This window comes from Streptomyces luteosporeus, assembly GCF_039532865.1.
In the GTDB taxonomy this organism is placed as follows: Bacteria; Actinomycetota; Actinomycetes; order Streptomycetales; family Streptomycetaceae; genus Streptomyces; species Streptomyces luteosporeus.
On the sequence record NZ_BAAASL010000025.1, the window covers coordinates 41,815 to 62,823 of the forward strand.

Annotated in this window: 21 protein-coding genes; 9 read left to right on the top strand and 12 right to left on the bottom strand. The window is 74.0% G+C overall.

All coding sequences use genetic code 11. The features are described 5' to 3' along the window. The first annotated feature begins 39 nt into the window (after window positions 1–39). On the top strand, window positions 40–447 hold the full coding sequence (locus ABD361_RS26560; protein ID WP_344438771.1) for an SSI family serine proteinase inhibitor: 408 nt from the start codon (window positions 40–42) through the stop codon (window positions 445–447). 34 nt (window positions 448–481) lie between these two features. Here ABD361_RS26560 and ABD361_RS26565 read toward each other — a convergent pair whose 3' ends face one another. From ABD361_RS26565 to ABD361_RS26585, 5 genes are all read right to left on the bottom strand, one after another. Further along, the gene (locus ABD361_RS26565) at window positions 482–640 is read right to left on the bottom strand and encodes a hypothetical protein (protein ID WP_344438773.1); all 159 of its coding nucleotides are present in this window, start codon (window positions 638–640) and stop codon (window positions 482–484) included. Between the two features lie 120 nt (window positions 641–760). Beyond that, window positions 761–1,714: a cytochrome c oxidase assembly protein gene (locus ABD361_RS26570; protein WP_344438774.1), complete on the bottom strand. Its 954-nt coding sequence runs from the start codon at window positions 1,712–1,714 to the stop codon at window positions 761–763. Between the two features lie 54 nt (window positions 1,715–1,768). Continuing rightward, a complete protein-coding gene (locus tag ABD361_RS26575) occupies window positions 1,769–2,782 on the bottom strand; it encodes an ATP-dependent 6-phosphofructokinase (protein ID WP_344438777.1) in 1,014 nt (337 codons plus the stop codon). Window positions 2,783–3,036: 254 nt separating this feature from the next. Beyond that, window positions 3,037–3,765, bottom strand: a complete 729-nt coding sequence (locus tag ABD361_RS26580) for a type 1 glutamine amidotransferase (RefSeq protein ID WP_344438778.1) — start codon at window positions 3,763–3,765, stop codon at window positions 3,037–3,039. 31 nt (window positions 3,766–3,796) lie between these two features. After that, window positions 3,797–5,035 (bottom strand): MurT ligase domain-containing protein, encoded by a 1,239-nt coding sequence (locus ABD361_RS26585; RefSeq protein WP_344438781.1) that lies wholly within the window; start codon window positions 5,033–5,035, stop codon window positions 3,797–3,799. Between the two features lie 169 nt (window positions 5,036–5,204). Between ABD361_RS26585 and def the strand changes: the two genes are divergently transcribed. Beyond that, on the top strand, window positions 5,205–5,744 hold the full coding sequence (def, locus tag ABD361_RS26590; RefSeq protein WP_344438783.1) for a peptide deformylase: 540 nt from the start codon (window positions 5,205–5,207) through the stop codon (window positions 5,742–5,744). Window positions 5,745–5,756: 12 nt separating this feature from the next. Here the strand turns inward: def and ABD361_RS26595 are convergent, their stop codons facing one another. Further along, window positions 5,757–6,413, bottom strand: coding sequence for a TetR/AcrR family transcriptional regulator (locus ABD361_RS26595; RefSeq protein ID WP_344438785.1), 657 nt, complete (start codon window positions 6,411–6,413; stop codon window positions 5,757–5,759). 149 nt (window positions 6,414–6,562) lie between these two features. Between ABD361_RS26595 and ABD361_RS26600 the strand changes: the two genes are divergently transcribed. Then, window positions 6,563–7,792 (top strand): acyl-CoA dehydrogenase family protein, encoded by a 1,230-nt coding sequence (locus ABD361_RS26600; protein ID WP_344438787.1) that lies wholly within the window; start codon window positions 6,563–6,565, stop codon window positions 7,790–7,792. Window positions 7,793–7,820: 28 nt separating this feature from the next. On the opposite strand, the gene ABD361_RS26605 is transcribed toward ABD361_RS26600, so the two are convergent. Further along, window positions 7,821–8,321: an EF-hand domain-containing protein gene (locus tag ABD361_RS26605; protein WP_344438788.1), complete on the bottom strand. Its 501-nt coding sequence runs from the start codon at window positions 8,319–8,321 to the stop codon at window positions 7,821–7,823. 342 nt (window positions 8,322–8,663) lie between these two features. Here ABD361_RS26605 and ABD361_RS26610 point away from each other — a divergent pair, with 342 nt between their 5' ends. From ABD361_RS26610 to ABD361_RS26620, 3 genes are all read left to right on the top strand, one after another. Next, window positions 8,664–8,999 (top strand): hypothetical protein, encoded by a 336-nt coding sequence (locus ABD361_RS26610; RefSeq protein ID WP_344438789.1) that lies wholly within the window; start codon window positions 8,664–8,666, stop codon window positions 8,997–8,999. A gap of 109 nt (window positions 9,000–9,108) precedes the next feature. Then, complete coding sequence (locus tag ABD361_RS26615) at window positions 9,109–9,411, top strand: hypothetical protein (protein ID WP_344438790.1); 303 nt, start codon at window positions 9,109–9,111, stop codon at window positions 9,409–9,411. Continuing rightward, on the top strand, window positions 9,408–9,647 hold the full coding sequence (locus ABD361_RS26620; protein WP_344438792.1) for a hypothetical protein: 240 nt from the start codon (window positions 9,408–9,410) through the stop codon (window positions 9,645–9,647). Before ABD361_RS26615 ends, ABD361_RS26620 begins: the two co-directional genes overlap by 4 nt. Before the next feature lie 22 nt (window positions 9,648–9,669). On the opposite strand, the gene ABD361_RS26625 is transcribed toward ABD361_RS26620, so the two are convergent. Further along, window positions 9,670–10,431, bottom strand: a complete 762-nt coding sequence (locus ABD361_RS26625; RefSeq protein WP_344438795.1) for a 4'-phosphopantetheinyl transferase family protein — start codon at window positions 10,429–10,431, stop codon at window positions 9,670–9,672. Window positions 10,432–10,745: 314 nt separating this feature from the next. Here ABD361_RS26625 and ABD361_RS26630 point away from each other — a divergent pair, with 314 nt between their 5' ends. Further along, complete coding sequence (locus tag ABD361_RS26630; RefSeq protein ID WP_344438884.1) at window positions 10,746–12,362, top strand: GMC oxidoreductase; 1,617 nt, start codon at window positions 10,746–10,748, stop codon at window positions 12,360–12,362. Window positions 12,363–12,370: 8 nt separating this feature from the next. Here the strand turns inward: ABD361_RS26630 and ABD361_RS26635 are convergent, their stop codons facing one another. Together ABD361_RS26635 and ABD361_RS26640 are read right to left on the bottom strand one after the other, a co-directional pair. After that, window positions 12,371–14,530, bottom strand: coding sequence for a PIG-L family deacetylase (locus ABD361_RS26635; RefSeq protein ID WP_344438796.1), 2,160 nt, complete (start codon window positions 14,528–14,530; stop codon window positions 12,371–12,373). 278 nt (window positions 14,531–14,808) lie between these two features. After that, entirely contained in the window at window positions 14,809–15,402 is a 594-nt protein-coding gene (locus ABD361_RS26640; protein ID WP_344438798.1) for a GNAT family N-acetyltransferase, read from the bottom strand. Between the two features lie 141 nt (window positions 15,403–15,543). Here ABD361_RS26640 and ABD361_RS26645 point away from each other — a divergent pair, with 141 nt between their 5' ends. Then, window positions 15,544–16,704 carry an alpha/beta hydrolase gene (locus ABD361_RS26645; protein WP_344438800.1) on the top strand — a complete coding sequence of 387 codons (1,161 nt, stop codon included), beginning with the start codon at window positions 15,544–15,546 and terminating at the stop codon, window positions 16,702–16,704. A gap of 263 nt (window positions 16,705–16,967) precedes the next feature. Here the strand turns inward: ABD361_RS26645 and ABD361_RS26650 are convergent, their stop codons facing one another. Together ABD361_RS26650 and ABD361_RS26655 are read right to left on the bottom strand one after the other, a co-directional pair. Then, on the bottom strand, window positions 16,968–18,008 hold the full coding sequence (locus tag ABD361_RS26650) for a polyprenyl synthetase family protein (RefSeq protein ID WP_344438802.1): 1,041 nt from the start codon (window positions 18,006–18,008) through the stop codon (window positions 16,968–16,970). Beyond that, window positions 18,005–19,045, bottom strand: coding sequence for a tetratricopeptide repeat protein (locus tag ABD361_RS26655; protein WP_344438805.1), 1,041 nt, complete (start codon window positions 19,043–19,045; stop codon window positions 18,005–18,007). Before ABD361_RS26655 ends, ABD361_RS26650 begins: the two co-directional genes overlap by 4 nt. Window positions 19,046–19,336: 291 nt before the next feature. Between ABD361_RS26655 and ABD361_RS26660 the strand changes: the two genes are divergently transcribed. After that, window positions 19,337–20,956 carry a phospholipase D-like domain-containing protein gene (locus ABD361_RS26660; protein WP_344438807.1) on the top strand — a complete coding sequence of 540 codons (1,620 nt, stop codon included), beginning with the start codon at window positions 19,337–19,339 and terminating at the stop codon, window positions 20,954–20,956. Window positions 20,957–21,009: the final 53 nt, after the last annotated feature.

Sequence of the window (21,009 nt, forward strand, 5' to 3'; positions counted from 1 at the left end):
GGCCTGGCCGGCACACCAGCGCCCCGGAAGGCTCGGCCCATGTCCCCACGCACGTCCACCCTCCCTGCCGCCGCGGCCGCGGCCGCCGCCCTGCTCACCTGGCCCTTGGGCCAGGCCCACGCCACCGACCGGGAGGACGCGAGCGACGGGCAGTACCTGCTGACGATCTCCGGGGCGCACGGCACCTGGATCCGCGGCGTACGCCTGGTCTGCCCCGGCCCCGGCGGCCGGCACCCGCACGCGGCGGAGGCCTGCGAGAGCCTGGCCCTGGCCGGCGGGCAGCCGGAGGCGCTGCTCGGGGACGCGGAGCAGGTGTGCACCCGGGAGGAGGACCCCGTCGAGGCGACCGCCCGGGGCGACTGGCACGGCCTGCCCGTCGCCTGGCGCCGGACCTTCCCGAACCTGTGCGCCCTCGAGGCCGCGACCGGGCCCGTCTTCCGCTTCTGACCCGCTGGCTCAGGGTTCCGATGCGCAGGCCGCCTCACGCCCCGCCGGCCGCCACCGTGCCTATCGTCGCCAGCCCCAGCACGGACCAGATGAACCACAGCCAGCCGTTGCCGCCCAGGGCCACCGAATAGGCGGTCACCAGCACCAGGGCGCCCATGGTCAGCCACGCCATCGTCTTCGCCGATCCCGACATCGCCGCACCTCCTCAACGGCGGTCCGGCGCGAGCAGCTCAGTGCACCAAAACGCGGACCGCGGCCAGGAGACCATGGTCTCCCGGCCGCGGTCCGCGGGCCATACCGCCGTCGGCCGCCTTCACTGCCCCCGGGCGTTGAGCGAGGCCAGGTAGGCGTTGTAGGCCGCCAGCTCCTTGTCGCCGTTGCGGTCGGCGGCCCGGTCGCTGCGCCGGGCCTGCCGCTGCTCGGAGCGGTACCACTGGAAGACGAGCGCGAGGAGCACGACCACCGAGGGGATCTCGCTGAAGGCCCAGGCGATGCCGCCGCCCGCCTTCTGGTCCTCCAGCGCGTCGATGCCCAGCGAGGCCGCCGGGTGCATGTACGTGCCGATCATCGGCTCGGAGGCCATCATCAGCGCGATGCCGAAGAACGCGTGGAAGGGCATGCCGGCGAACAGCTCCAGCATCCGCATCACGTACCCCGGGCGGTGCGGGCCGGGGTCCACGCCCATGATCGGCCAGAAGAACACCAGGCCGACCGCGAGGAAGTGCACCATCATCGCGATGTGGCCCGCCCGGCTCTGCATGAGGAAGTCGAACAGCGGGGTGAAGTACAGCGCGTACAGGCTCGCGATGAACATCGGGATCGTGAACGCCGGGTGCGTGATGATGCGCATGTAGCGGCTGTGCAGCAGGGCGACGAGCCATTCGCGGGGGCCCGTGCGCCCCCGGCCGGCGGCCGGCAGCGCGCGCAGGGTCAGCGTCACCGGCGCGCCGAGCAGGACCAGGATGGGGGAGAGCATGCTGATCACCATGTGCTGCACCATGTGCACGCTGAACATGACCATGCCGTAGTCGTTCAGCTTGGTGCACATCACCAGCGCCACGGTCAGCACGCCGGTGACGAAGGCCACGACGCGGCCCCACGGCCAGGCGTCGCCGCGCCGGCGCAGCCGCACCACGGCCCAGCTGTACAGGCCCAGTGCCAGCAGGCAGCCGATCATGAAGAACGGTTCGCTACTGAACTGCAGACCCCGCCCCAGCGTGAACGGCGGCATGTCCATGTGCATCATGCCGTGCCCGCTGTGATCCATCCGCTCTCTCCCATTTCGCACCGATGCGCCGGGACAAGCGTAGAGGCGCCCTCCTCACAGCACGCACCCGACCTCGGCATAGCGTTCCGGCGGCACCGGCCGGTGCCCGGGCGCCGAGGTCAGGGGCACCGGGACGAGCGCCTCGCCGTGCAGCGCGGTCATCACCGCGGCGGGCGCGCCGGCCCGTGTCCGGGCGGTCTCCACGGCGTACCGGCCGAAGCGGCTGGCCAGCACCCGGTCGTACGCGGTGGGCGCGCCGCCGCGCTGGGCCGGGCCCAGGGGCAGCGGGTGGACGTCGGCCCCCAGACGCTGCTGCAGCTCTGCGGCCAGCAGCTCGGCGACGCCGGGGCGGGCGGCGGCCGGCGGCGCAGCGGCCGGCAGGGCGTCGTGGGCGGTGGCGCCCTCGGCGACCACCACGACGGTGCAGCGCTTCCCCGAGGCCAGGCCGCGGCCGGCCGCGGCGGTCAGGGCGTGGACGGAGAAGGGGCGCTCGGGCACGGCGATCACGTCCGCCCCGGTGGCCAGCCCGGTCTGCAGCGCCACCCAGCCCGAACGCCGGCCCGCCACCTCGGCGACGACGACGAGCTGCCGCGATGCCGCCTGCGTCCGCAGCCGGTCCAGGGCGTGCCCCGCCACGGCCACGGCGGTGTCGAAGCCGAAGGCCACGTCGGTCGCGGCGATGCCGTCGTCGACGGTGCGCGGGACGCCGACCGCGGGCAGTCCGTCCCGGGCCAGCAGGTGTGCGGCTCCGAGCGTGCCGGCGCCGCCGATGGCGATGATCACGTCCAGGCCGAGGGCCGCCGCCCGGTCGCGGGCGAGCTCCACGCCCCCGGGCAGCTCGGCCAGCGCGATGCGGGAGGAGCCCAGCAGCGTACCGCCGGTGCCCAGGACGCCGGCGACGGCCGCGGGGTCGAGCAGGCGGTGATCGCCCTCGAGCAGGCCGTGCCAGCCGTCGTGCAGGCCCACGACCTCGTCGCCGTGGTCGCAGACCGCGTGGTGGACGACGGACCGCAGGACGGCGTTGAGGCCGGGGCAGTCGCCGCCGGAGGTGAGCACACCGATGCGCACGACAGGGTCACCTCACACAGGGCGGGCCTTGCGCGGCCGGCCCGCCGCCGGGCGCGGTCCCCGCCACCCTACGGCCTGTCCGGCGGATCGTCGGGGAACGCTGCCCCGTAGGGGCGCGGGGTGGTGTCGACCTGCGGCTGCCGCCGCGTGGGCGCGACAAGCCACGACGTGCCCGCAGATGAAGGCCGTGCTTCAGCTGCAGGCCGTCGGTGGCCGATCGCGCAGTTCCCCGCGCCCCTACGGGGCGCGAGGCCCTACGCCGGCTGTGTCGCGGCGGCGATGCGCTCGGCGCGCAGCGCCTCGTACCAGCGGTCGTCGACCGGCGGCAGGGCGTTGACGTCCAGCGCCAGCTTGATCAGCAGGTCCGCGATGTGCGGGTTGCGGGCCATCACCGGCCCGTGCATGTACGTGCCGAAGACGGTGTCGTTGAACGCGCCCTCGGTGCCGTCACCGGTGCCGTTGCCCTTGCCGAAGCGGACCCGGGCCAGCGGGCGGGCCGTCGGGCCCAGGTGGGTGACGCCCTGGTGGTTCTCGAAGCCGGTCAGCGGCGGCAGGCCGAGCTGCGGGTCGATGTCCGCCAGCACGTCGCCGACGCAGCGCTCGCCCTCGCCACGGGTGCTGATCACGTCCAGCAGGCCCAGGCCCTGCTCCCGCTGACCGAGGTCGTTGATGAACTCGTGGCCCAGGATCTGGTAGCCGGCGCACACCGAGAAGACGATCGCGCCGTTGGCCACGGCCCGGTTCAGGCCGCCGTCGCGGCGCAGCCGCTCGGCCGCCAGCCGCTGCGGGCGGTCCTCGCCGCCGCCGATCAGGTAGATGTCCCCGGAGGTGGGGATCTGCTGGTCGGAGCGCACGTCGACCCGCTGGACGTCCAGGCGGCGCTGGTGCGCCCGCCGCTCCAGGACCAGGACGTTGCCCTGGTCCCCGTAGGTGCTGAGCAGGTCGGGGTAGACCCACACCACACGCAGACTGTTCTGGCTCATGCTCACAATCCCTATGAAGCGCTGTCGCGGGTCAGTTGCCGACGCGGCGGCGGATGTCCTGGAAGGCGGTGTAGTTCGCGATGACCTCGATCCTGCCGGGCGGGGCCATCTGCACCGCCTCGTCCATCGTCTCGCAGACCCGGAAGTCCACGCCCGCGACCTCCAGCCGGACCGCCAGGTCCAGTTTGCGGTCGCCGATGACCATGATCGGGTGGCCGGCGAGGCGGGTGTAGTCGACGTCCCACAGCCAGGAGGTGTCGGTGCCGTCCGCGCCGCGGGCGTTCACCGACAGGATCACCGGCGCCGGCGGCCCGTCGATCAGCGAGAAGGTCTCCAGCCAGCCGGCCGGGTTCTTCGCCAGCAGCAGCCGCACGTCACGGCCGAGGAACTGCACCACGTCGTACCGGCCGGCCACCGCCTGCACCTGGTACATCCGCTCCAGCGCCACCTGCGGCGGCACGCCGAAGGTCGCGGCCACGGCGGCCGAGGTGGTGGCGTTGGCCTTGTTGGCCCGGCCCGGCAGCTGCAGGTGGATCGGCCACGCGGAGCCGTGCGGGTCGAGCACGTAGTCGCCCGACAGCGCCCAGCTCGGCGTCGGCCGGCGGAAGCCGCACTCGCCGCAGAACCAGTCGTCGCCCGGGCGCTGCATCACACCGCCGCAGGACGGACAGGACCACGCGTCGTCCTTCCACTCCTGACCGGCCGCGACCCACACCACGTTCGACGAGGAGGAGGCGGCCCACACCACCAGCGGGTCGTCGGCGTTCGCGATGATCACGGCCTTGGTGCCGGCCAGGCCCTCGCGCCACTTCTCGGCGAGCATGCGGGTCTCCGCCGCGCGGTCGAGCTGGTCGCGGGAGAGGTTCAGCAGCGCTATCGCCTTCGGCGCCACGTCACGGGCGACGCCCGCCAGGTACTTCTCGTCCACCTCGATCACGCCGTAGCGGGCGTCCGAGCCGCCCGCGAGGGCGGAGGTGATGCCCGCGGGCATGTTCGCGCCCAGCGCGTTCGACACCACCGGGCCGCTGGCCCGCAGCGCCTCGGCGATCAGCCGGGTCGTGGTCGTCTTGCCATTGGTGGCCGAGACCAGGACCACGTCCAGGTGGGTCGCCAGCCGGGCCAGCAGATCAGGGTCGAGCTTCAGCGCGACCTTGCCGCCGATCACCGACCCGCTGCCGCGGCCCGCGGCCCGCGACACCGCCGCAGCCGCCTTGCCCGCCGTCACGGCCAGCTTGGCCCGCGGCGACAGCGGCCCCGAGTTGCCTGCCATCGTCCTAGATCCTTCCTTGCATCCGGCGCCGCGCCGCTTCCCTGGTCAGCCGGTGGAACGCCCCCCTTGCGCTCGTCATCGCCGGCCAGGAGGCAACGGTCGGGGATCAGCCTATCGAGATCCGGACCGGGGCCCGAACCCGCTGCCCCCGGAACGTACCCTGGGGGCCATGCGAAGAGCCACGATTCCCGGCAGTTCAGGACGAGTGCGGCCCATGAGGCTGCTCGGGGACGCGGCTCTCGTTGCGCCCTGCGAACCCGTCACCGACTTCGGTACGGACCTCGCACGGCTCGTGGAGGACATGTTCGCCACCATGTACGCGGCGAACGGCGTGGGACTCGCCGCCAACCAGATCGGTGTGCCCTTGCGGGTCTTCGTCTACGACTGCCCGGACGACGAGGACGTCCGGCACCTGGGCCACCTCGTCAACCCCACTCTGGTCGCCACCGACGGGCCGGTGCTGCGCGGCCCGGAGGGCTGCCTGTCCGTGCCGGGCGTCGAGGCCGGCACGCCGCGCCACGACGAGGCCGTGGTGGAGGGCTTGCGCATGGACGGCACCCCGGTGACGGTACGGGGCACCGGTTTCTTCGCGCGCTGCCTGCAGCACGAGTGCGACCACTTGGACGGTGGCCTGTACCTCGACCACGTGACGGGCCTGCGCCGCAGGCGCGCCCTGCGGGCGGTACGGCGCGCGGGGCTGCGCCCCTGACAGCGGGCCGGGTCAGAACCCCGGCCCGTCCGCGCGGTCGCCCGAGACGGCGAGCCGCCCCCACAGCAGGTCCGCGAGGTGGCGCACCAAGTCCGCGCGCGGGCAGGGCCGCTCGCGCAGCCACCAGTCGCCGGCCGCGTGCATCATGCCCACGATCCCGTGTCCCCACGAGCGCGCCAGCCCCTCCCCGTCCGGGCCGAGGTCGACGCGCTCGGCTATGACCTCGGCCAGTTCCTCGCCGAGGCGGCGCAGCAGCGGTGCGGAGTGCCGGCCGACGTCGAAGCCCTGCTCGGTCGGCTGGCCCTCGTCGGCGGGGTGCATCAGGAAGCGGTAGACCTGCGGCCGGGCCTCTATGGCCGCCAGGTACGTGTCGAGCGTGGCCTCGACGCGCTCGCGCCGCTCGGCGGGCGCGTCCAGGGCCGCGCGCAGACCCGACAGCAGGGCGTCGGTGTGCCGGACGGCCAGCGCCCGGTACAGCCCGCCCTTGTCGCCGAAGTGCCGGTAGAGGATCGGCTTGGTGATGCCGGCCTCCGCGGCGATGGCGTTCATCGACGCGCCGGGGCCGTCCCTGAGCACCACCCGGTCCGCGGCCTCCAGCAGTTCCTTGCGCCGCTGTTCGGCCGCGCGCTGCTGTTCCTCCCGCTGAGTGGTCTGCTGACTGGTCTCCATATGAGGTGCCTCCCCGCCCCGGTGATTCAAAATGCCTGCGCAACGTAACACCCCCTCCACGCTGCGGATTGGACGGGCGTGCCGTTGACAGGCTTTACCGATGGGTAACATACTGCGGTTACCGGAGGTAGCGCATGCTGGGAGGGGTCATGGCGCAGTTCACGCCGGAGCTGAACGACGATCAGGAAGCCGTCCGCGACTGGATCCACGGCTTCGCCGCCGACGTCATGCGTCCCGCCGCGGCGGAATGGGACGAACGGGAGGAGTTCCCCTGGCCCGTCGTCCGGGAGGCCGCCCGGATCGGCCTGTACTCCCTCGACTTCTACGCCCGGCAGTTCTTCGACCCCACCGGTCTGGGCATCCCGCTGGCCATGGAGGAGCTGTTCTGGGGCGACGCCGGTCTCGGCCTGGCGATCTCCGGCACGGCACTCGCGGCGGTCGCCGTGTTCACCAACGGCACCGACGAGCAGGTCGGCACCTGGGTCCCGCAGATGTACGGCGACGCGAACGACGTGAAGATCGCCGCCTTCTGCTCCTCCGAACCCGACGCCGGCTCCGACGTCGCCGCCATGCGCACCCGCGCGGTGTACGACGCGGCCAAGGACGAATGGATCCTCAACGGCACCAAGACCTGGGCCACCAACGGCGGCATCGCCGACGTCCACGTCGTCGTCGCCGTCGTCGACCCCGGGCTCGGCGCCCGCGGCCACGCCTCCTTCGTCGTACCGCCCGGCACCCCGGGCCTGGCCCAGGGCCAGAAGTTCAAGAAGCACGGCATCCGCGCCTCCCACACCGCCGAAGTCGTCCTGCAGGACGTCCGCGTGCCCGGCCACTGCCTCCTGGGCGGCAAGGACAGGCTCGACGAACGCCTGGCCCGCGCCCGCGAACGCACGCGCACCGGCGGCGCCGAGCGCGCCGCGAACGCCGCCATGGCCACCTTCGAGGCCTCCCGCCCGGCCGTGGGCGCCCAGGCGGTCGGCATCGCCCGTGCCGCCTACGAGGTGGCCCTCGACTACGCCCGCACCCGCGTGCAGTTCGGCCGCCCCATCATCGACAACCAGGGCGTCGCCTTCCAGCTCGCCGACATGCGCACCCGCATCGACGCGGCCCGCCTGCTGGTGTGGCGCGCCTCGTGGATGGCCGCGACCGGCAAGCAGTTCACCTCCGCGGAGGGCTCGATGTCCAAGCTCTTCGCGGGCGAGACGGCCAAGACGGTCACCGCCCAGGCCATGCAGATCCTCGGCGGCAACGGCTACACCCGCGAGTACCCGGTCGAGCGCATGCACCGGGACGCGGCCATCTACACGGTGTTCGAAGGCACCAGCGAGATCCAGCGCCTGGTCATCGCCCGTGCCCTGTCGGGCCTGCCGATCCGCTGACCGGCCCCGGTCGAAGGCCGGCGCCGGGTCAGTACAGGACGTCGCCCATGGCCGATCCCTCGCCCGTGACGTGGGCGCGGATCCCCGCCAGGTACGCGGCGCGGGTGATGCGGCCGTCGCCGTCGGTGTCCAGGGCCTCGAAGGCGGCCTCCGCGTTGCCGGCAGGATTGCCCAGCGCCCTGCGCAGCGCCAGGAATTGCGTGCGGTCCACGGCGCCGTCGCCGTCGGTGTCGGCGAGGTCGAACAGCAGGCCGAGGGTGGGCCTGCAGACGGTGTCGAACGCCTCGGCGCCCGCCCAGGCCGCGTACTGCTCGAAGGTCACCCCTCCGTCGCCGTCCGCGTCCATCGATGCCCACGCCCCGGCGCCGGCCGAGCGGGCGGCCGCGACCAGGGGGTCGTCCGGCCGGCGCCCGGTCGCCCGGACCACGTTCTCGGTGCGGGCGAGGTACTCCTCCCGCGAGATGATCCCGTCCCCGTCGGCGTCCAGCATGGCGAAGACGCGGGCCTTGGCAGCGGTGCAGTTCGTCACCGGCTGTCATTACCCTCCCCTGCGCCGTTCCAGGCGTGGTGAGGGTGGCGAGCGCCCGCGTGCGGGGCGGGCGCGCGCGGGCGGAGTGCTGCCGGGAGCCGGGGGCGGGCGTGGCCGGCCGGGGTAGGCAGGGGCCATGGTCACCAGGCGTGCGACGACATGGGTGTTGAGTGCCGCGGTTCTCCTCGCCTCGTCCGTGATGTGGGCCGCGGCGGGGCGGGCCCCCGACGGCGACAGCAGACCCGTCTGAAGCCTCCACTTCGAACTCGTTGAACCAGCCTGGCTGTGGTCCGTGAATCCTCCTTGAATGAGGGTGTTTACGCCCCGATCGAAGGAGAAGTCATGGGCAACTTAGTCAAGTTCAAGACCACGCTCGCCGCGCTCGCCGTCGCCGCCGGCGGTCTGACGCTCGCCGTGTCCGGGCAGGGCACGGCACAGGCCGCCACGGCCGAGCCCGCGCCGAGCTGCGTCGAGGGCTACGGCTGGAACATGATGGACATGTACGCGACCGTCCACATGACCAACAAGTGCACCACCGTGCAGCGCGTGCGGCCGACCTATGCGAACGACGCCCTGCAGTGGGGGTGCTACGAGCTGCAGCCCGGGCAGACGGTGGAGGACAAGAAGGCCGTGGTCTTCCCTCCCCTCTACAAGTACACCGGCCTCGTCCGCTGCTGAGCGGGCCGCTGCCGGAGCGGACCCGGGCACGCCGTCGCGGCGTGCCCGGCCGCAGGCGTGCCGACGGGTTAGGGTGGGGCCCGCACGCCGCCGCATCCGGGGAGGGCCCGTGAGCACCCCACACTCGTGGACCATCGACAGCATCGGCCACGCCCTGCCGCACCCCGAGCTGCGCGCCACCTTCCTGCGCGAGGTCACCTTCACCGACGTACGGGAGCTGCCGGGGGTGATCGAGCGGTGGGTGGCCTTCATCGAGGACTTCGAGGCCGAGCGGCCCCGGCTGGAGCAGCTGCGGGCGCTGGTGCACGACAACGGCCGGCTGCCGGCCACCTACACCGCCGGCCTGGTCGAGATCAGCCCCGAGGAGCTGCGCGCCGCCACCGGGCGCCGCGGGCGCCGGGGTGCCGCGTGACCTACCGGCTCAGTCTCGATCCCAGCCTGCACGCCTCCTACAAGAGCCTGCCCGACGAGGCGCGCCGCGACCTCGCGGTGTGCCTCCTGGACGCCCTCGCCGATCCGATCGCCCATTCGAGTGCCTACGGGGTGGACGACGGCACCATGCGCACCATCGCCCACGGCCGCACGGCCGGTGTGGTCCTGATCGGCGACGACACGGTCACTCTCGTGCACATCACCTGTCTGGGCTGACCTCGCCGGCGGGCGGCCCCCGTCAGGCCGCCAGCTCCTGCGGGTCGAGCCGCGCCACGTCGTACCGGCTGCCGATCGGCCCCCGCACCGCGGCCGCCGCGTGGCCCGCGCCCACGGGGACGTCGACGATCGTCCAGCCGGCGGGCCAGGCGGGGGTGCCGGGGCCGCCGTTGCCGAGGTAGTCCAGGGCGGGGGAGCGGCCGAGGCCGGTGCCCAGGCCCTTGAGGTAGGCCTCCTTGCGCACCCACAGCCGGGTGAAGACCGCCGCGCGGCGGACGGCGGGGGCGGACATCACCTCGCGCTGTTCGTCCGGATGGAGGGCCGTGGCCACCTGGCCGACGGTGTGGGCGGCGGGCAGCTGTTCGGTGTCCACGCCGACGGGCGCGGCGGCGACGCCGACGAGGACGAGGTTCCCGCCGTGCGAGAGGGAGAAGTGCGGGCCGTCGCCGGCGAGGGCCGGCCGCCCGTGGGGCGCGCCGCAGCAGGGGCAGGGCTCGCGCACGAACGCCACCTCGCCGGCGGGCCGGTCCAGGTACGCGCCCAGCAGCCGGCGCAGCATGAGGTGGGACGCGACGTACTTGGCGCGGTCGACGGCGTGCACGAAGGAGGCGGCGCGCGTGCGCTCCCGCTCGTCGAGCGGGGAGGTGTCGAGGACGGCGCCGGCGAGCCAGGGATCGGGAACGTGCAGCAGCCACAGGTCGAGCGCTCCGTCGGCGGGGGCGCTCAGGGTCTTCGGCCAGGGGACGACGGCGGCGTGGCCCGGGCGGAGGGCGGCGGTGTCCATAGGTCGCTCCAGTCGATCCACGTGCGGCTGCACAGCTCGCTCCGGTGGTGTCGGTGAACGGCCCGGAGCGTACAGCAGTCATATGTCCCGCACATATCAGCATCGCGAGAGTCGTTCAGTACCGAACCAACCGGGTGGGTGAACGCTCAACTCCGGTCGAAAACAGGGCTCCAGGACCCGAGTGAGCCCATGTCTAGGTCTTTCCTTGTCGTGCCGGTGGGCACAGTGTGAGCTTCACCAGGCTCACCAGCCGCCAGGAAGGCGAGGTACCTCCCGTGGTAGACCAGCACCTGTCGCGTCGCCGGTTGCTCGGCATGACGGCACTCGGCGCTGCCGCCCTCACCGGGGCCACCACCATCACCACCGCGAGCCGCGCGGCCGCCGCCACGGCCGTACGCGCCAAGGGCGCCGGAGCGGACGGGCCCCGGCACGTGCGGGCCGTGGTCGTCGGCACCGGCTACGGCGCCGCCGTCACGGCGCTGCGCCTGGGGGAGGCGGGCGTCGAGACGCTCATGCTGGAGATGGGCCGGCAGTGGGACACCCCCGGCGCCGACGGCAACGTCTTCCCCGGCATGCTCAAGCCCGACGAGCGCTCCACCTGGTTCAAGAGCCGCACCGAGGCCCCGCTGGGCAGCTTCCTGTGGCTGGACGTGGTCAACAAGAACATCACGCCCTACGCCGGTGTCCTGGACCGGGTCGCCTTCGAGGAGATGTCCGTCTACGTCGGGCGCGGCGTCGGCGGCGGCTCCCTGGTCAACGGGGGCATGGCCGTCATGCCGCGGCGCTCGTACTTCGAGGAGGTCCTCCCGCAGGTCGACGCGGCGCAGATGTACGAGCGCTACTTCCCGCGCGCCAACGCCGCCCTCGGGGTCAACCACATCGACAAGCAGTGGTTCGAGGAGACGGAGTGGTACAAGTTCGCCCGCGTCTCGCGCAAGCAGGCGGAGAAGGCGGGCCTGGGCACCACCTTCGTCCCCAACGTCTACGACTTCGACTACATGAAGCGCGAGGCGGCCGGCGAGGTGCCGAAGTCCGCGCTCGCCACCGAGGTCATCTACGGCAACAACCACGGCAAGAAGAGCCTGGACAAGACCTACCTGGCCGCGGCCCTGGGCACCGGCAAGGTCACCATCGCCACCCTCCACCAGGTCAAAACGATTCGGCAGCGCAGTGACGGCGCGTACCTGCTGAGCGTGCAGGAGAGCGACGCCCACGGGGCGGTGCTGGCCACCAAGGAGATCTCCTGCACCTACCTGTTCCTCGGAGCCGGCAGCCTCGGCACGACGGAACTGCTGCTGCGCGCCCGGGAGACCGGCACCCTGCCTGCCCTGAGCCCCGAGATCGGCAAGGGCTGGGGGCCCAACGGCAACATCATGACCGCCCGTGCCAACCACATCTGGAACCCCACCGGCACCAAGCAGGCCACCATCCCCGCGCTGGGCATCGACGACTGGGACAACCCGGAGCACCCCGTCTTCGCCGAGATCGCCCCGCTGCCCGCCGGCCTGGAGACGTGGGTCAGCCTGTACCTGGCCATCACCAAGAACCCCGAGCGCGGCACCTTCGTCTACGACGCCGCCACCGACCGGGCCGCCCTGCGCTGGAAGCGCGAGCAGAACGCGCCCGCGGTCGAGGCCGCCAAGTCGCTGTTCGACCGGATCAACAAGGCCAACGCGACCATGTACCGCTACGACCTCTTCGGCGCCCGGCTCAAGAACTTCGCCGACGACTTCTGCTACCACCCGCTCGGCGGCTGCGTCCTGGGCGAGGCCACCGACCTGTACGGCCGCGTCAAGGGCTACCGCAACCTCTACGTCACCGACGGCTCGCTCATCCCGGGCTCCATCGGCGTCAACCCCTTCGTGACCATCACGGCGCTCGCCGAGCGCAACGCCGAACAGGTCGTCCACCAGGACGTCACCCCGGCCTGAGCAGGCGCCTACGAGGTCTGCAGGTCGCTCGTGCCGTCGTGGGAGACCCACTCCCCGAACGGCACACCGCCCGTGACCCGGGAGCGGGCGCTGGAGAGCCGGCCGTCCATGCCGAGCACCACCGCCACCGTACGCCCCCGGGCGTCGCGGACCAGGGCGGGCGTCCCGCGGTGCGGGACGCCCCCCTCCCGCCACGGGCCGGGCCGCCCCGGCCCGGCCGACAGCCGGGCCAGGCCCGCGCCGTCCCGGGCCGCGAGCACCGTGGTGCCGCCCTCCTCCGAGAGCGCCACCCGCCCGTAGCCGCCGATCGGTTCGCAGGAGCCGACCGGGCGCCAGGTGCCGTCCGCAGGGCGGTCGAAGAGCAGCACCCGGGCGGTGCCCGCCTCGCGCATCGCCAGCCGCACGCCGCCGCCCGGCAGCGCCGCCAGGGCCGGCGGCGCGGCCGCCGCGGGCAGACGCGTCGGCCCGGCCGGGCGCAGCGGCGCGCCCGGCCCGTCGCTGGTCCAGTGCTGCACGGTGCGGGCGTCGGCGGCGACCACGTGCACCCGGCCCCGGCCGTCGACGACGGCGTCCAGCGCGTCCTCGATGCGCACCGGCGGCCGGTCGTCCTGCCCGGCCGGTGCCTCCCACGGCGACCACCGGCCGTCCGGGGTGCACGTACGGAAGGCGAGCCCGCCCGCCCAGTCCTTGACGAAGAGGTGCAGCGTGCCGTCCGCGCCGGCCACCGCGACCGGGTGCCCCACCTCCAGCGAGCGCTCCGGGTCCTCCTCGGGCGAGCCCAGCGAATGCCAGGGGCCGAAGGCCGGGGCACCGCCGGCCATGCCCTGCTGCACCGCCGTCATCACCTCCCGCCGGTGCGCGGTGCCCGGGCGCGGCAGCACCGTGCGCACGGAGAACAGCACCAGGGTGCCGTCGGGCCGGCGCAGCGCCTGCACCTGGCCCTCCAGCATCGAGCCGCCGGCCGGCACGGGCGGCGACCAGATGCCGCTGCCCGCCGCCGTCTCCGTCCAGCACTGCGCCTCGCCGTCGAGGACGGCGAAGGCGGCCAGCCGCCCGTCGGGCAGTACCTGTGCCCAGCGCTGGGTGCCCGGGGCGCGGTGGCGCAGGTTGTCGGACCAGCGGATGTCCTTCGACCGGTTGCCGATCTTGCGGTCGCCGCAGCCCGCCGCGTCGCCGCAGTCCCTGCCGTCGGCCCAGCCGTAGACGTCGAGCATCTCCACCTTGTGCGCGGTGGCCGCCCGGTCGAGGCTGTCGGGCAGCAGGGCCACCTCGTAGCCGACGTAGGCGTCCACGGCGGTCGGCCGGGCGTGCGGCCGGCCCCAGTACTGGGCGAGGGCGGCCTGGGTGAAGCGGGCCGAGGCCGTGTGGTCCTGGTGGTCGTGGAAGGCCAGGCCGCGCAGCACCGCCGGTACGCCGGGGAAGTCCGGCTGCGTCGGCAGATGGGTCGGCGTCGGGTCCAGCGTGCGCACGACGGTGGGCCGGTAGCGCTCCAGGACAGCCGTCAGGGAGTCGATCACCTGCTGCCGGGTGTAGCGCTGGGTGCGCCGGACCGGGCTCCCGGCCGGCACGAGGGTGGGCAGCTGCTCGGTCGCCCCCAGCCACAGGCCGCGCAGGCTCTCCCTGCGCGGCACCCGCACGTACCGGGCCTCCACCAGCTCCATGAAGATCAGCTGGATCTGCGGTGCGGCCCGGAGCGTCTGCAACTCGACCTGGAACCCCGGCAGCAGCGTCAGCGGCTCCACGCTCCAGGGGCTGAGCCAGTCGCCGGTGACCATGCGGGCGGTGGCCTCGCGCAGCCCGTTGATGCGCGCCCGGACGAACTCCGGCCGCTTCTGCGGCAGCCGGGCGTACCCCGGGGTGCGCGTGAGCGCGTTGCGCCCGTCGGACTCGCCGCCGGTCATGCAGACGGTGACCGCGGGCGCGCCGCTGCGCAGGGACTGCTCCAGCTCGGGGTTCATGAAGTACAGCGAGTCGTCCGCGTGCGCCATGACGTGCACGAACGCCTCGGCCGGCGCCGTCCGGGCGGGGCGTGCGGCGGTGTGCCCGGCCCCCCGCTCCCGCGGTGCCCCGGGGGCCAGCCACTGCCAGGCGCCGCTCATCGCGCCCGCCCCCAGGAGCAGACCGCCGCCGGCGCCGAGCATGTGACGACGTGCTATTCGTGCCGGCACGGACGCGTCCCCCTCCGCCGGGCGGGCCGGCGCGTGCATGGAAAAGGGCGATGGTGATCAATCGCCCGGTCGAACAAGACGCTGATCGTATGAGTCGTAACCTCCGGTTTTCCTGCTGTTGTGTAACAGCCGTGCCACGGCCACCCATGGATCGGGCATCAGCCGTGGCCGCGGCCGCCCACGGCGCGGCAGGCGTTGCGATCAACGGCTGATGCGATCATCCGTTACCGGCGGGCGGGCGTTGTCACCCCAGCGGGTGGGCCCGGCGCCCCGGCGACTCACACAGCGGGCGCCACCGGACGGTCGTTGAGGATCCGCTGGAAGAGGACGTGGTCCTGCCACACGCCGTTGATGTGCAGGTAGGCGGGGGCCACGCCGATCCGCTCGAAGCCGCACCGGGCCAGCACCCGCTGCGAGGCGGCGTTGGCGAGCACCGTACCGGCCTCCACGCGGTGCAGCCCGAGGTGCTCGTCCGCGTCCCGGCACACCGCCGCCACCGCGGCGGAGGCCAGGCCCCGGCCCGTGCGGGCCGCCGCGACCCAGTACCCGAGGTTGGCGCTGCGCCACGCGCCGTGGACGATGTTGTTCAGGTTCACCACGCCCACGATCTCGCCGGAGCCGGGCCCCGCCCCCTCCTCCTCGGCCAGCACCCACGGCATCGACCGGCCGGCCGCGCGCAGCTCCACCAGGTCCCGCAACCGGGCGGCCTGGCCCTCCGCCGTGAAGAACGACTCGCCGCGCACCGGCTCCCACGGCCGCAGGTGCTCGCGCTCCCGGCGGTACGCGCGGGCCATGGCCTCGGCGTCGTCCTCCGTCACCGGGCGCAGCACGAGGCCGGGGGCAAGGGTCTGGATACGGGATTCGAAGATCATCGTTCTACCGTAGCCGCGCTCCGGACACCGCTGTCATACCTGGGTATCACCTGCCGGACAGCACCGTGGAGTGACGCGGCGTCAGTCACCTGCTCCCTACGTTTCCCCTCGTCAGCACGGCAAGACGAGGGAGAACCACCGATGCGCCGCCTCAAGCGCACCCTGATCGCCGCGACCCTCGCGGCGACCGCCATGGCAGGCACCGCCGGCTGGGCCGCCGGGGACCGGCAGGACGCCGTCACCGGCCCGCCCGCCGGCAGCGCCGCGTGGCGCGCGGACGACGTGCTGCACCGGCCCCTGCCCGACCCGGCCACCGCCACCCCGCGCGAGGTCGCCCGCTTCTTCGCCTCCCTCGACGCCACCCGGCAGCAGCAGCTGGCGACCCGTCACCCCCTGGTGGTCGGCAACCTCGACGGCGCCCCCGTCGCCCTGCGCTACGCGGCCAACCGGCTCGCCATCACGGCCGAACGCGACCGGCAGCTGGCCCGCTCCACCGACCGCTCCCGCACCGCCCACGAACGCGAACAGGCCCGCGCCGCGGCCGCCCGCTACGCCCGCCTGCTCGCCCCCGGCCGCCAGATCCTCGCCTTCGACCCCCGCGGCCGCGGCCAGCTCGCCGAGGTGTACGGCGACTGGACGGCCGCCCGGCACACCGCCGTCGTGGTGCCCGGCTCCGACACCGACCTGGCCACCTTCGACCGCGGCGAGCAGCGCTACGACAGCCCGGCCGGCATGGCCCGCGCCCTGCGCGCGGAGATGGCGCGCCAGGACCCCGCCGCGCCCACCGCGGTGATCGCCTGGGCCGGCTACACCACCCCCGTCGGCGTCGGCCTCGACGCCGCCACCGGCCGCCTCGCCGAGGCCGGCGCCCCGCGCCTGGACCGCTTCCTCGCCGGACTCGCGGCCCTCGGCGGCGACACCGCGCCCGCCGTCTTCTGCCACAGCTACGGCTCCGTCGTCTGCGGCCTGGCCGCCCCGCACCTGGGCGCCGCCGAGGCCGCCGACCTCGTCGTCCTCGCCAGCCCCGGTGTGCACGCCGACTCCGCCGCCGCCCTGCACACCGGCGCCCGCGTCTGGGCCACCCGCCGCAACGGGGAGGACTGGATAGGCGACGTGCCCAACGTCAGCCTCTTCGGCCTCGGCCACGGCGCCGACCCCACCTCCGGCGCCTTCGGCGCCCTGAGCGTCCCCTCAACGGGCGCCCACGGCCACAGCGGCTACTTCACCCCGGGCACGCAGTCGCTGCGGCACTTCGCGCAGATAGCACTGCGGCGCTACGACGAGGTGCGCCGGGCCGCGTGAGCATGGCCGGCGGATCGGGGCAGCGCCCCGTCAGGGGCGCGGGGCAGTGTCGATCTGCGGCTCCGCCGCGCGGGCGCGATCGGCCACCGACGGCCCGCGCCCGACGCCCGACCGCGGCGCCCCGAAGGGGCGCGGGGAACTGCGCGACAAGCCACGACGCGCCCGCAGACGAAGTGCCGCGCTGCGCCCGGTCCCGGGGGCGGCGTGTCGACTGCGGGCCGTCGGTGGCCGGTCGCGCAGTTCCCCGCGCCCCTGACGGGGCGCTAAACGTGCCGCTCCACCAAGTGGTCGGCCAGTGCGAGCAGTTCGAGCCGTGCCCCCGGTGCCAGCGGCGCCGCCGACAGCCGCTGCCGCGCTGCGGCGGCCCGTTCGCGGGCCAGTGCCAGGGCCGCGGCGCGGCCGCCCGCCTCCTCGACCAGGTGCGCCGCCCGCCGGGCCGCGTCCGCGTCCAGGGGCGTGCCCAGCAGGGCCCCCAGCCGGCGGCCCGCCTCACAGCCCGCTGCCAGCGCCGCCACGACCGGCAGCGTCTTCTTGCCCCGCCGCAGGTCCCCGTGGACCGGCTTGCCCGTGTGCGCCGGGTCCCCCCAGATGCCGAGGACGTCGTCCACGGCCTGGAACGCGGTGCCCAGGTCCCTTCCCGCGGCGGCGAGGGCGTCGGTGACCGCCGCCGGCGCGCCCGCCAGCGCCGGGCCGAGGGTCAGGGCGCACGCCAGCAGGGCGCCCGTCTTGGCCGCCGCCATCGCCTCGTACTCGGCGGCCGTGACCGCCGCCGGGCCGGTCCAGGGGCGGGCCTCGAACAGCAGGTCCTCCGCCTGGCCGTGGACCAGCGCGCGCATCGCGCCGGCCAGCAGCCCGAGGGCCTGCGCGGTGTGCGGGCTGCCGGAGCCGGCCAGCCTCTCCACCGCGAGCGCGAAGAGGGCGTCTCCGGCCAGCACCGCCGGACCCGTGCCGTACTCCTTCCACGCGCTGGCCCGGTGCCGGCGCCGTTCGTCGCCGTCCATGATGTCGTCGTGCAGCAGCGAGAAGGTGTGCACGAGCTCCACGGCGACGGCCGCGGTCACGGCGTGCTCGCGCGGGGCGGCCACCGCCTCGGCGCCCAGGACGGCCAGGGCCTGGCGCATGCCCTTGCCCCCGCCGCCGGTGGCGGGCGTGCCGTCGGCCTCGCACCAGCCGAGGGAGAAGGAGGCCATGCGGTGCGGCCAGGGATGCAGGCTCGCCACGGCCTCCCGCAGCGCGGGTTCGGTCAGGGTGCGGCAGCGTGCGAGGACCTGCTGTGCCTCGACGACGGGGGGTGCGGTCGTCATCGCCGGACCCCTGCCGTCGCCGGGTCCAGCTCCGCGCGCGCCGTGTCGACCATCTCCCGCACGTGCCGCAGTCCCGTCCCCTCCAGCGACTGCCCCAGCGCGTCGAGCGCGGCGGCCGTGCGGGCGGGGTCCTCCCCGAGCCGGGCGCGGGACTTCAGGAGCCCGAGCGTCGCCAGCGCCGTGCCGCGCGGCTCGGCCATCTCCCGGAATTCGGCCAGCGCCTCCTCGTAGACGGCGCGCGCCTCCTCGTACCGGCCGGCGCGGAAGAGGACGTTGCCGCGCATCTTGTGGTTGTAGGCGAGCGCGCCGGCCAGGCGCATGCGGCGGCAGCCGGCCTCGGCCTGCGACAGCAGCTCCAGGGCCCGCTGCGTCTGCCCGCGCAGGGACAGTACGTCGGCGATGCCGCGCAGCGCCCAGGCGTGCCCGCGGGTGTCGTCGGCGCGCAGGGCTATGGAGGCCGCTTCCTCGAACATCTCCAGGGCCTTGTCGTGGGCGCCGGTGTTGCGGTGCATCTGCGCGATGCCCTCCAGGGCCCACACGGTGTGCCGGGCCTCGCCGCGTCGTCTGGCCTCGGCGAGCAGCTTCTCGTGCAGGTCGGCCACGGCCGCGTAGTCGCCCTGGATGCGGCCGGTCTCGGCCAGGCCGGCCAGGGAGTAGCCGCGCGCGACGACGTCGCCGCCCCGCTCGGCCAGTTCGGCGGCCAGGGCGAGGAGCCGGCGGGCGAGGGCGAGCCGGCCGCGCTGCCGGGCGAGCGTGCCGCCGCTCCAGACGGCCCAGGCCATGGCGCCCTCGTCGCCGGCCCGCCGCGCGGCGCGGTAGCTGGCCCGCCAGGCCCGGTCCGCCTCGGTGACCCGGCCCAGGCGTCTGGCGGCCTCGGCGGCGGCGAGGCCGGCGTGGGCCGACTCCAGGTCGCTGCCGGCCGCTTCGGCCTCGCGCAGCTGCTCGGTGGCCGTGTGCAGGACCTCCTCGATGGAGGAGTTGACCGAGAGCTCGCCGAGGGCTCCGCGGTACTCGGGGGCGAATGCCTTGCCGTACATCTGCTGCCTCTCATCGGGGACGTTCCGGGCGCGCGGGGCGGCCTCGCCGCCGCGCCGCCGTTGATCTCGAAAATACGTCCGGCCGGTGGGGGCGGGAGTCAGCCCCTGAGGCGGTCCTGGCGTACCTCTGAGGGCGGGTGGGGAGGGGGCGTGTCCTCCGTGAGACGGACACGGGGCGGAAGAGCGCGGCTTTGCTGAAGTTGATCTTCCGTTTACTCTTCGTTCACGAAGTGATGACCCATCACCGAAGGTCCAACCCCGCCCATGCCCTACTTAGTTGAAGGATGCACAGTGCCCCGTCGTCGCCCACCACGCCGTACCCACCGTCTCGCGCGCAGCGCGGCGGCGTCGGCCGTCGTCCTGGCCGTGCTGCCCGCGGCCCCCGCCGTCGCGAGCCCCTCGGCCACCCCGCACCTGGACGCCGTCGAGAAGTCGCTGCGCGAGGTCTCGCCCGGCCTGGAGGGTGACGTCTGGCAGCGCAGCGAGGGCAACCGCCTCGACGCCTCCGCCGCCGACCCGGCCGACTGGCTGCTGCAGACGCCCGGCTGCTGGAGCGACGCCACGTGCGCCGAACGGCCGGGCACCAAGCGGCTGCTGGCCAAGATGACGGAGAACATCTCCAAGGCGCGGCGCACCGTGGACATCTCCACCCTCGCGCCCTTCCCCGACGGCGCCTTCCAGGACGCGATAGCCGCCGGCCTGAAGTCGTCGGTGGCCGCCGGCAACAAGCTCAAGGTACGGGTGCTGGTCGGCGCCGCCCCCGTCTACCACATGAACGTCCTGCCCTCGAAGTACCGCGACGACCTCAAGGCCCGCCTCGGCGCCGCTGCCGACAACGTCACCCTCAACGTCGCGTCGATGACCACGTCCAAGACCGGCTTCTCCTGGAACCACTCCAAGCTGCTGGTCGTCGACGGGGCATCGGCCGTCACGGGCGGCATCAACAACTGGAAGGGCGACTACCTGGAGACCGCCCACCCCGTCACGGACGTCGACCTGGCGCTGACCGGACCGGCCGCGCACTCCGCCGGCCGCTACCTGGACACGCTGTGGGGCTGGACCTGCCGCAACAAGTCCAACATCGCCTCCGTCTGGTTCGCCTCCTCCGGCGGCGACTGCATGCCCGCCATGGAGAAGGAGGCCAACCCCGAGCCCGCCGGCCCCACCGGTGACGTCCCCGTCATCGCCGTCGGCGGCCTCGGCATCGGCATCAAGGACCGCGACACCTCCTCCGCGTACCGGCCGCAGCTGCCCACCGCCCCCGACACCAAGTGCGTCGTCGGCCTGCCCGACAGGACCAACGCCGACCGCGACTACGACACGGTCAACCCCGAGGAGAGCGCCCTGCGCGCCCTGGTGGCCAGCGCCGAGCGGCACATCGAGATCTCCCAGCAGGACCTCAACGCCACCTGCCCGCCCCTGCCGCGCTACGACGTCCGCCTCTACGACACCCTCGCCGCCAAGCTCGCCGCGGGCGTCAAGGTCCGCATCGTCGTCAGCGACCCGGCCAACCGCGGCGCGGTCGGCAGCGGAGGCTACTCCCAGATCAAGTCCCTGTCCGAGATCAGCGACACCCTCAAGGCCCGCCTCGCCAAGGTCACCGGCGACGACGGCAAGGCCCGCGCGGCGATGTGCAGCAACCTGCAGCTGGCCACCTTCCGCAGCTCCCCGAACGCCACGTGGGCCGACGGGCACCCCTACGCCCAGCACCACAAGCTGATCTCCGTCGACAGCTCGGCCTTCTACGTGGGCTCGAAGAACCTCTACCCCTCCTGGCTGCAGGACTTCGGCTACATCGTGGAGAGCCCGCAGGCCGCCAAGCAGCTGGAGAGCAGCCTGCTCGACCAGCAGTGGCGCCACTCCCAGGGCGGCGCGACGATCGACTACGCCCGGGGCGTGTGCAACGGCTGATCCGGCCGCCGTCCTTCTCCTGCGACGTCCTCGCTCATCGGGCACGCGCATTC

Excerpts from the sequence above, each read along its gene's own strand:
- ABD361_RS26560 (WP_344438771.1), top strand. The coding sequence starts at position 40 with ATGTCCCCACGCACGTCCACCCTCCCTGCCGCCGCGGCCGCGGCCGCC.
- ABD361_RS26565 (WP_344438773.1), bottom strand. The coding sequence starts at position 640 with ATGTCGGGATCGGCGAAGACGATGGCGTGGCTGACCATGGGCGCCCTG.
- ABD361_RS26570 (WP_344438774.1), bottom strand. The coding sequence starts at position 1,714 with ATGGATCACAGCGGGCACGGCATGATGCACATGGACATGCCGCCGTTC.
- ABD361_RS26580 (WP_344438778.1), bottom strand. The coding sequence starts at position 3,765 with ATGAGCCAGAACAGTCTGCGTGTGGTGTGGGTCTACCCCGACCTGCTC.
- ABD361_RS26585 (WP_344438781.1), bottom strand. The coding sequence starts at position 5,035 with ATGGCAGGCAACTCGGGGCCGCTGTCGCCGCGGGCCAAGCTGGCCGTG.
- def (WP_344438783.1), top strand. The coding sequence starts at position 5,205 with ATGCGAAGAGCCACGATTCCCGGCAGTTCAGGACGAGTGCGGCCCATG.
- ABD361_RS26595 (WP_344438785.1), bottom strand. The coding sequence starts at position 6,413 with ATGGAGACCAGTCAGCAGACCACTCAGCGGGAGGAACAGCAGCGCGCG.
- ABD361_RS26600 (WP_344438787.1), top strand. The coding sequence starts at position 6,563 with ATGGCGCAGTTCACGCCGGAGCTGAACGACGATCAGGAAGCCGTCCGC.
- ABD361_RS26610 (WP_344438789.1), top strand. The coding sequence starts at position 8,664 with ATGGGCAACTTAGTCAAGTTCAAGACCACGCTCGCCGCGCTCGCCGTC.
- ABD361_RS26625 (WP_344438795.1), bottom strand. The coding sequence starts at position 10,431 with ATGGACACCGCCGCCCTCCGCCCGGGCCACGCCGCCGTCGTCCCCTGG.
- ABD361_RS26630 (WP_344438884.1), top strand. The coding sequence starts at position 10,746 with ATGACGGCACTCGGCGCTGCCGCCCTCACCGGGGCCACCACCATCACC.
- ABD361_RS26640 (WP_344438798.1), bottom strand. The coding sequence starts at position 15,402 with ATGATCTTCGAATCCCGTATCCAGACCCTTGCCCCCGGCCTCGTGCTG.
- ABD361_RS26645 (WP_344438800.1), top strand. The coding sequence starts at position 15,544 with ATGCGCCGCCTCAAGCGCACCCTGATCGCCGCGACCCTCGCGGCGACC.
- ABD361_RS26650 (WP_344438802.1), bottom strand. The coding sequence starts at position 18,008 with ATGACGACCGCACCCCCCGTCGTCGAGGCACAGCAGGTCCTCGCACGC.
- ABD361_RS26655 (WP_344438805.1), bottom strand. The coding sequence starts at position 19,045 with ATGTACGGCAAGGCATTCGCCCCCGAGTACCGCGGAGCCCTCGGCGAG.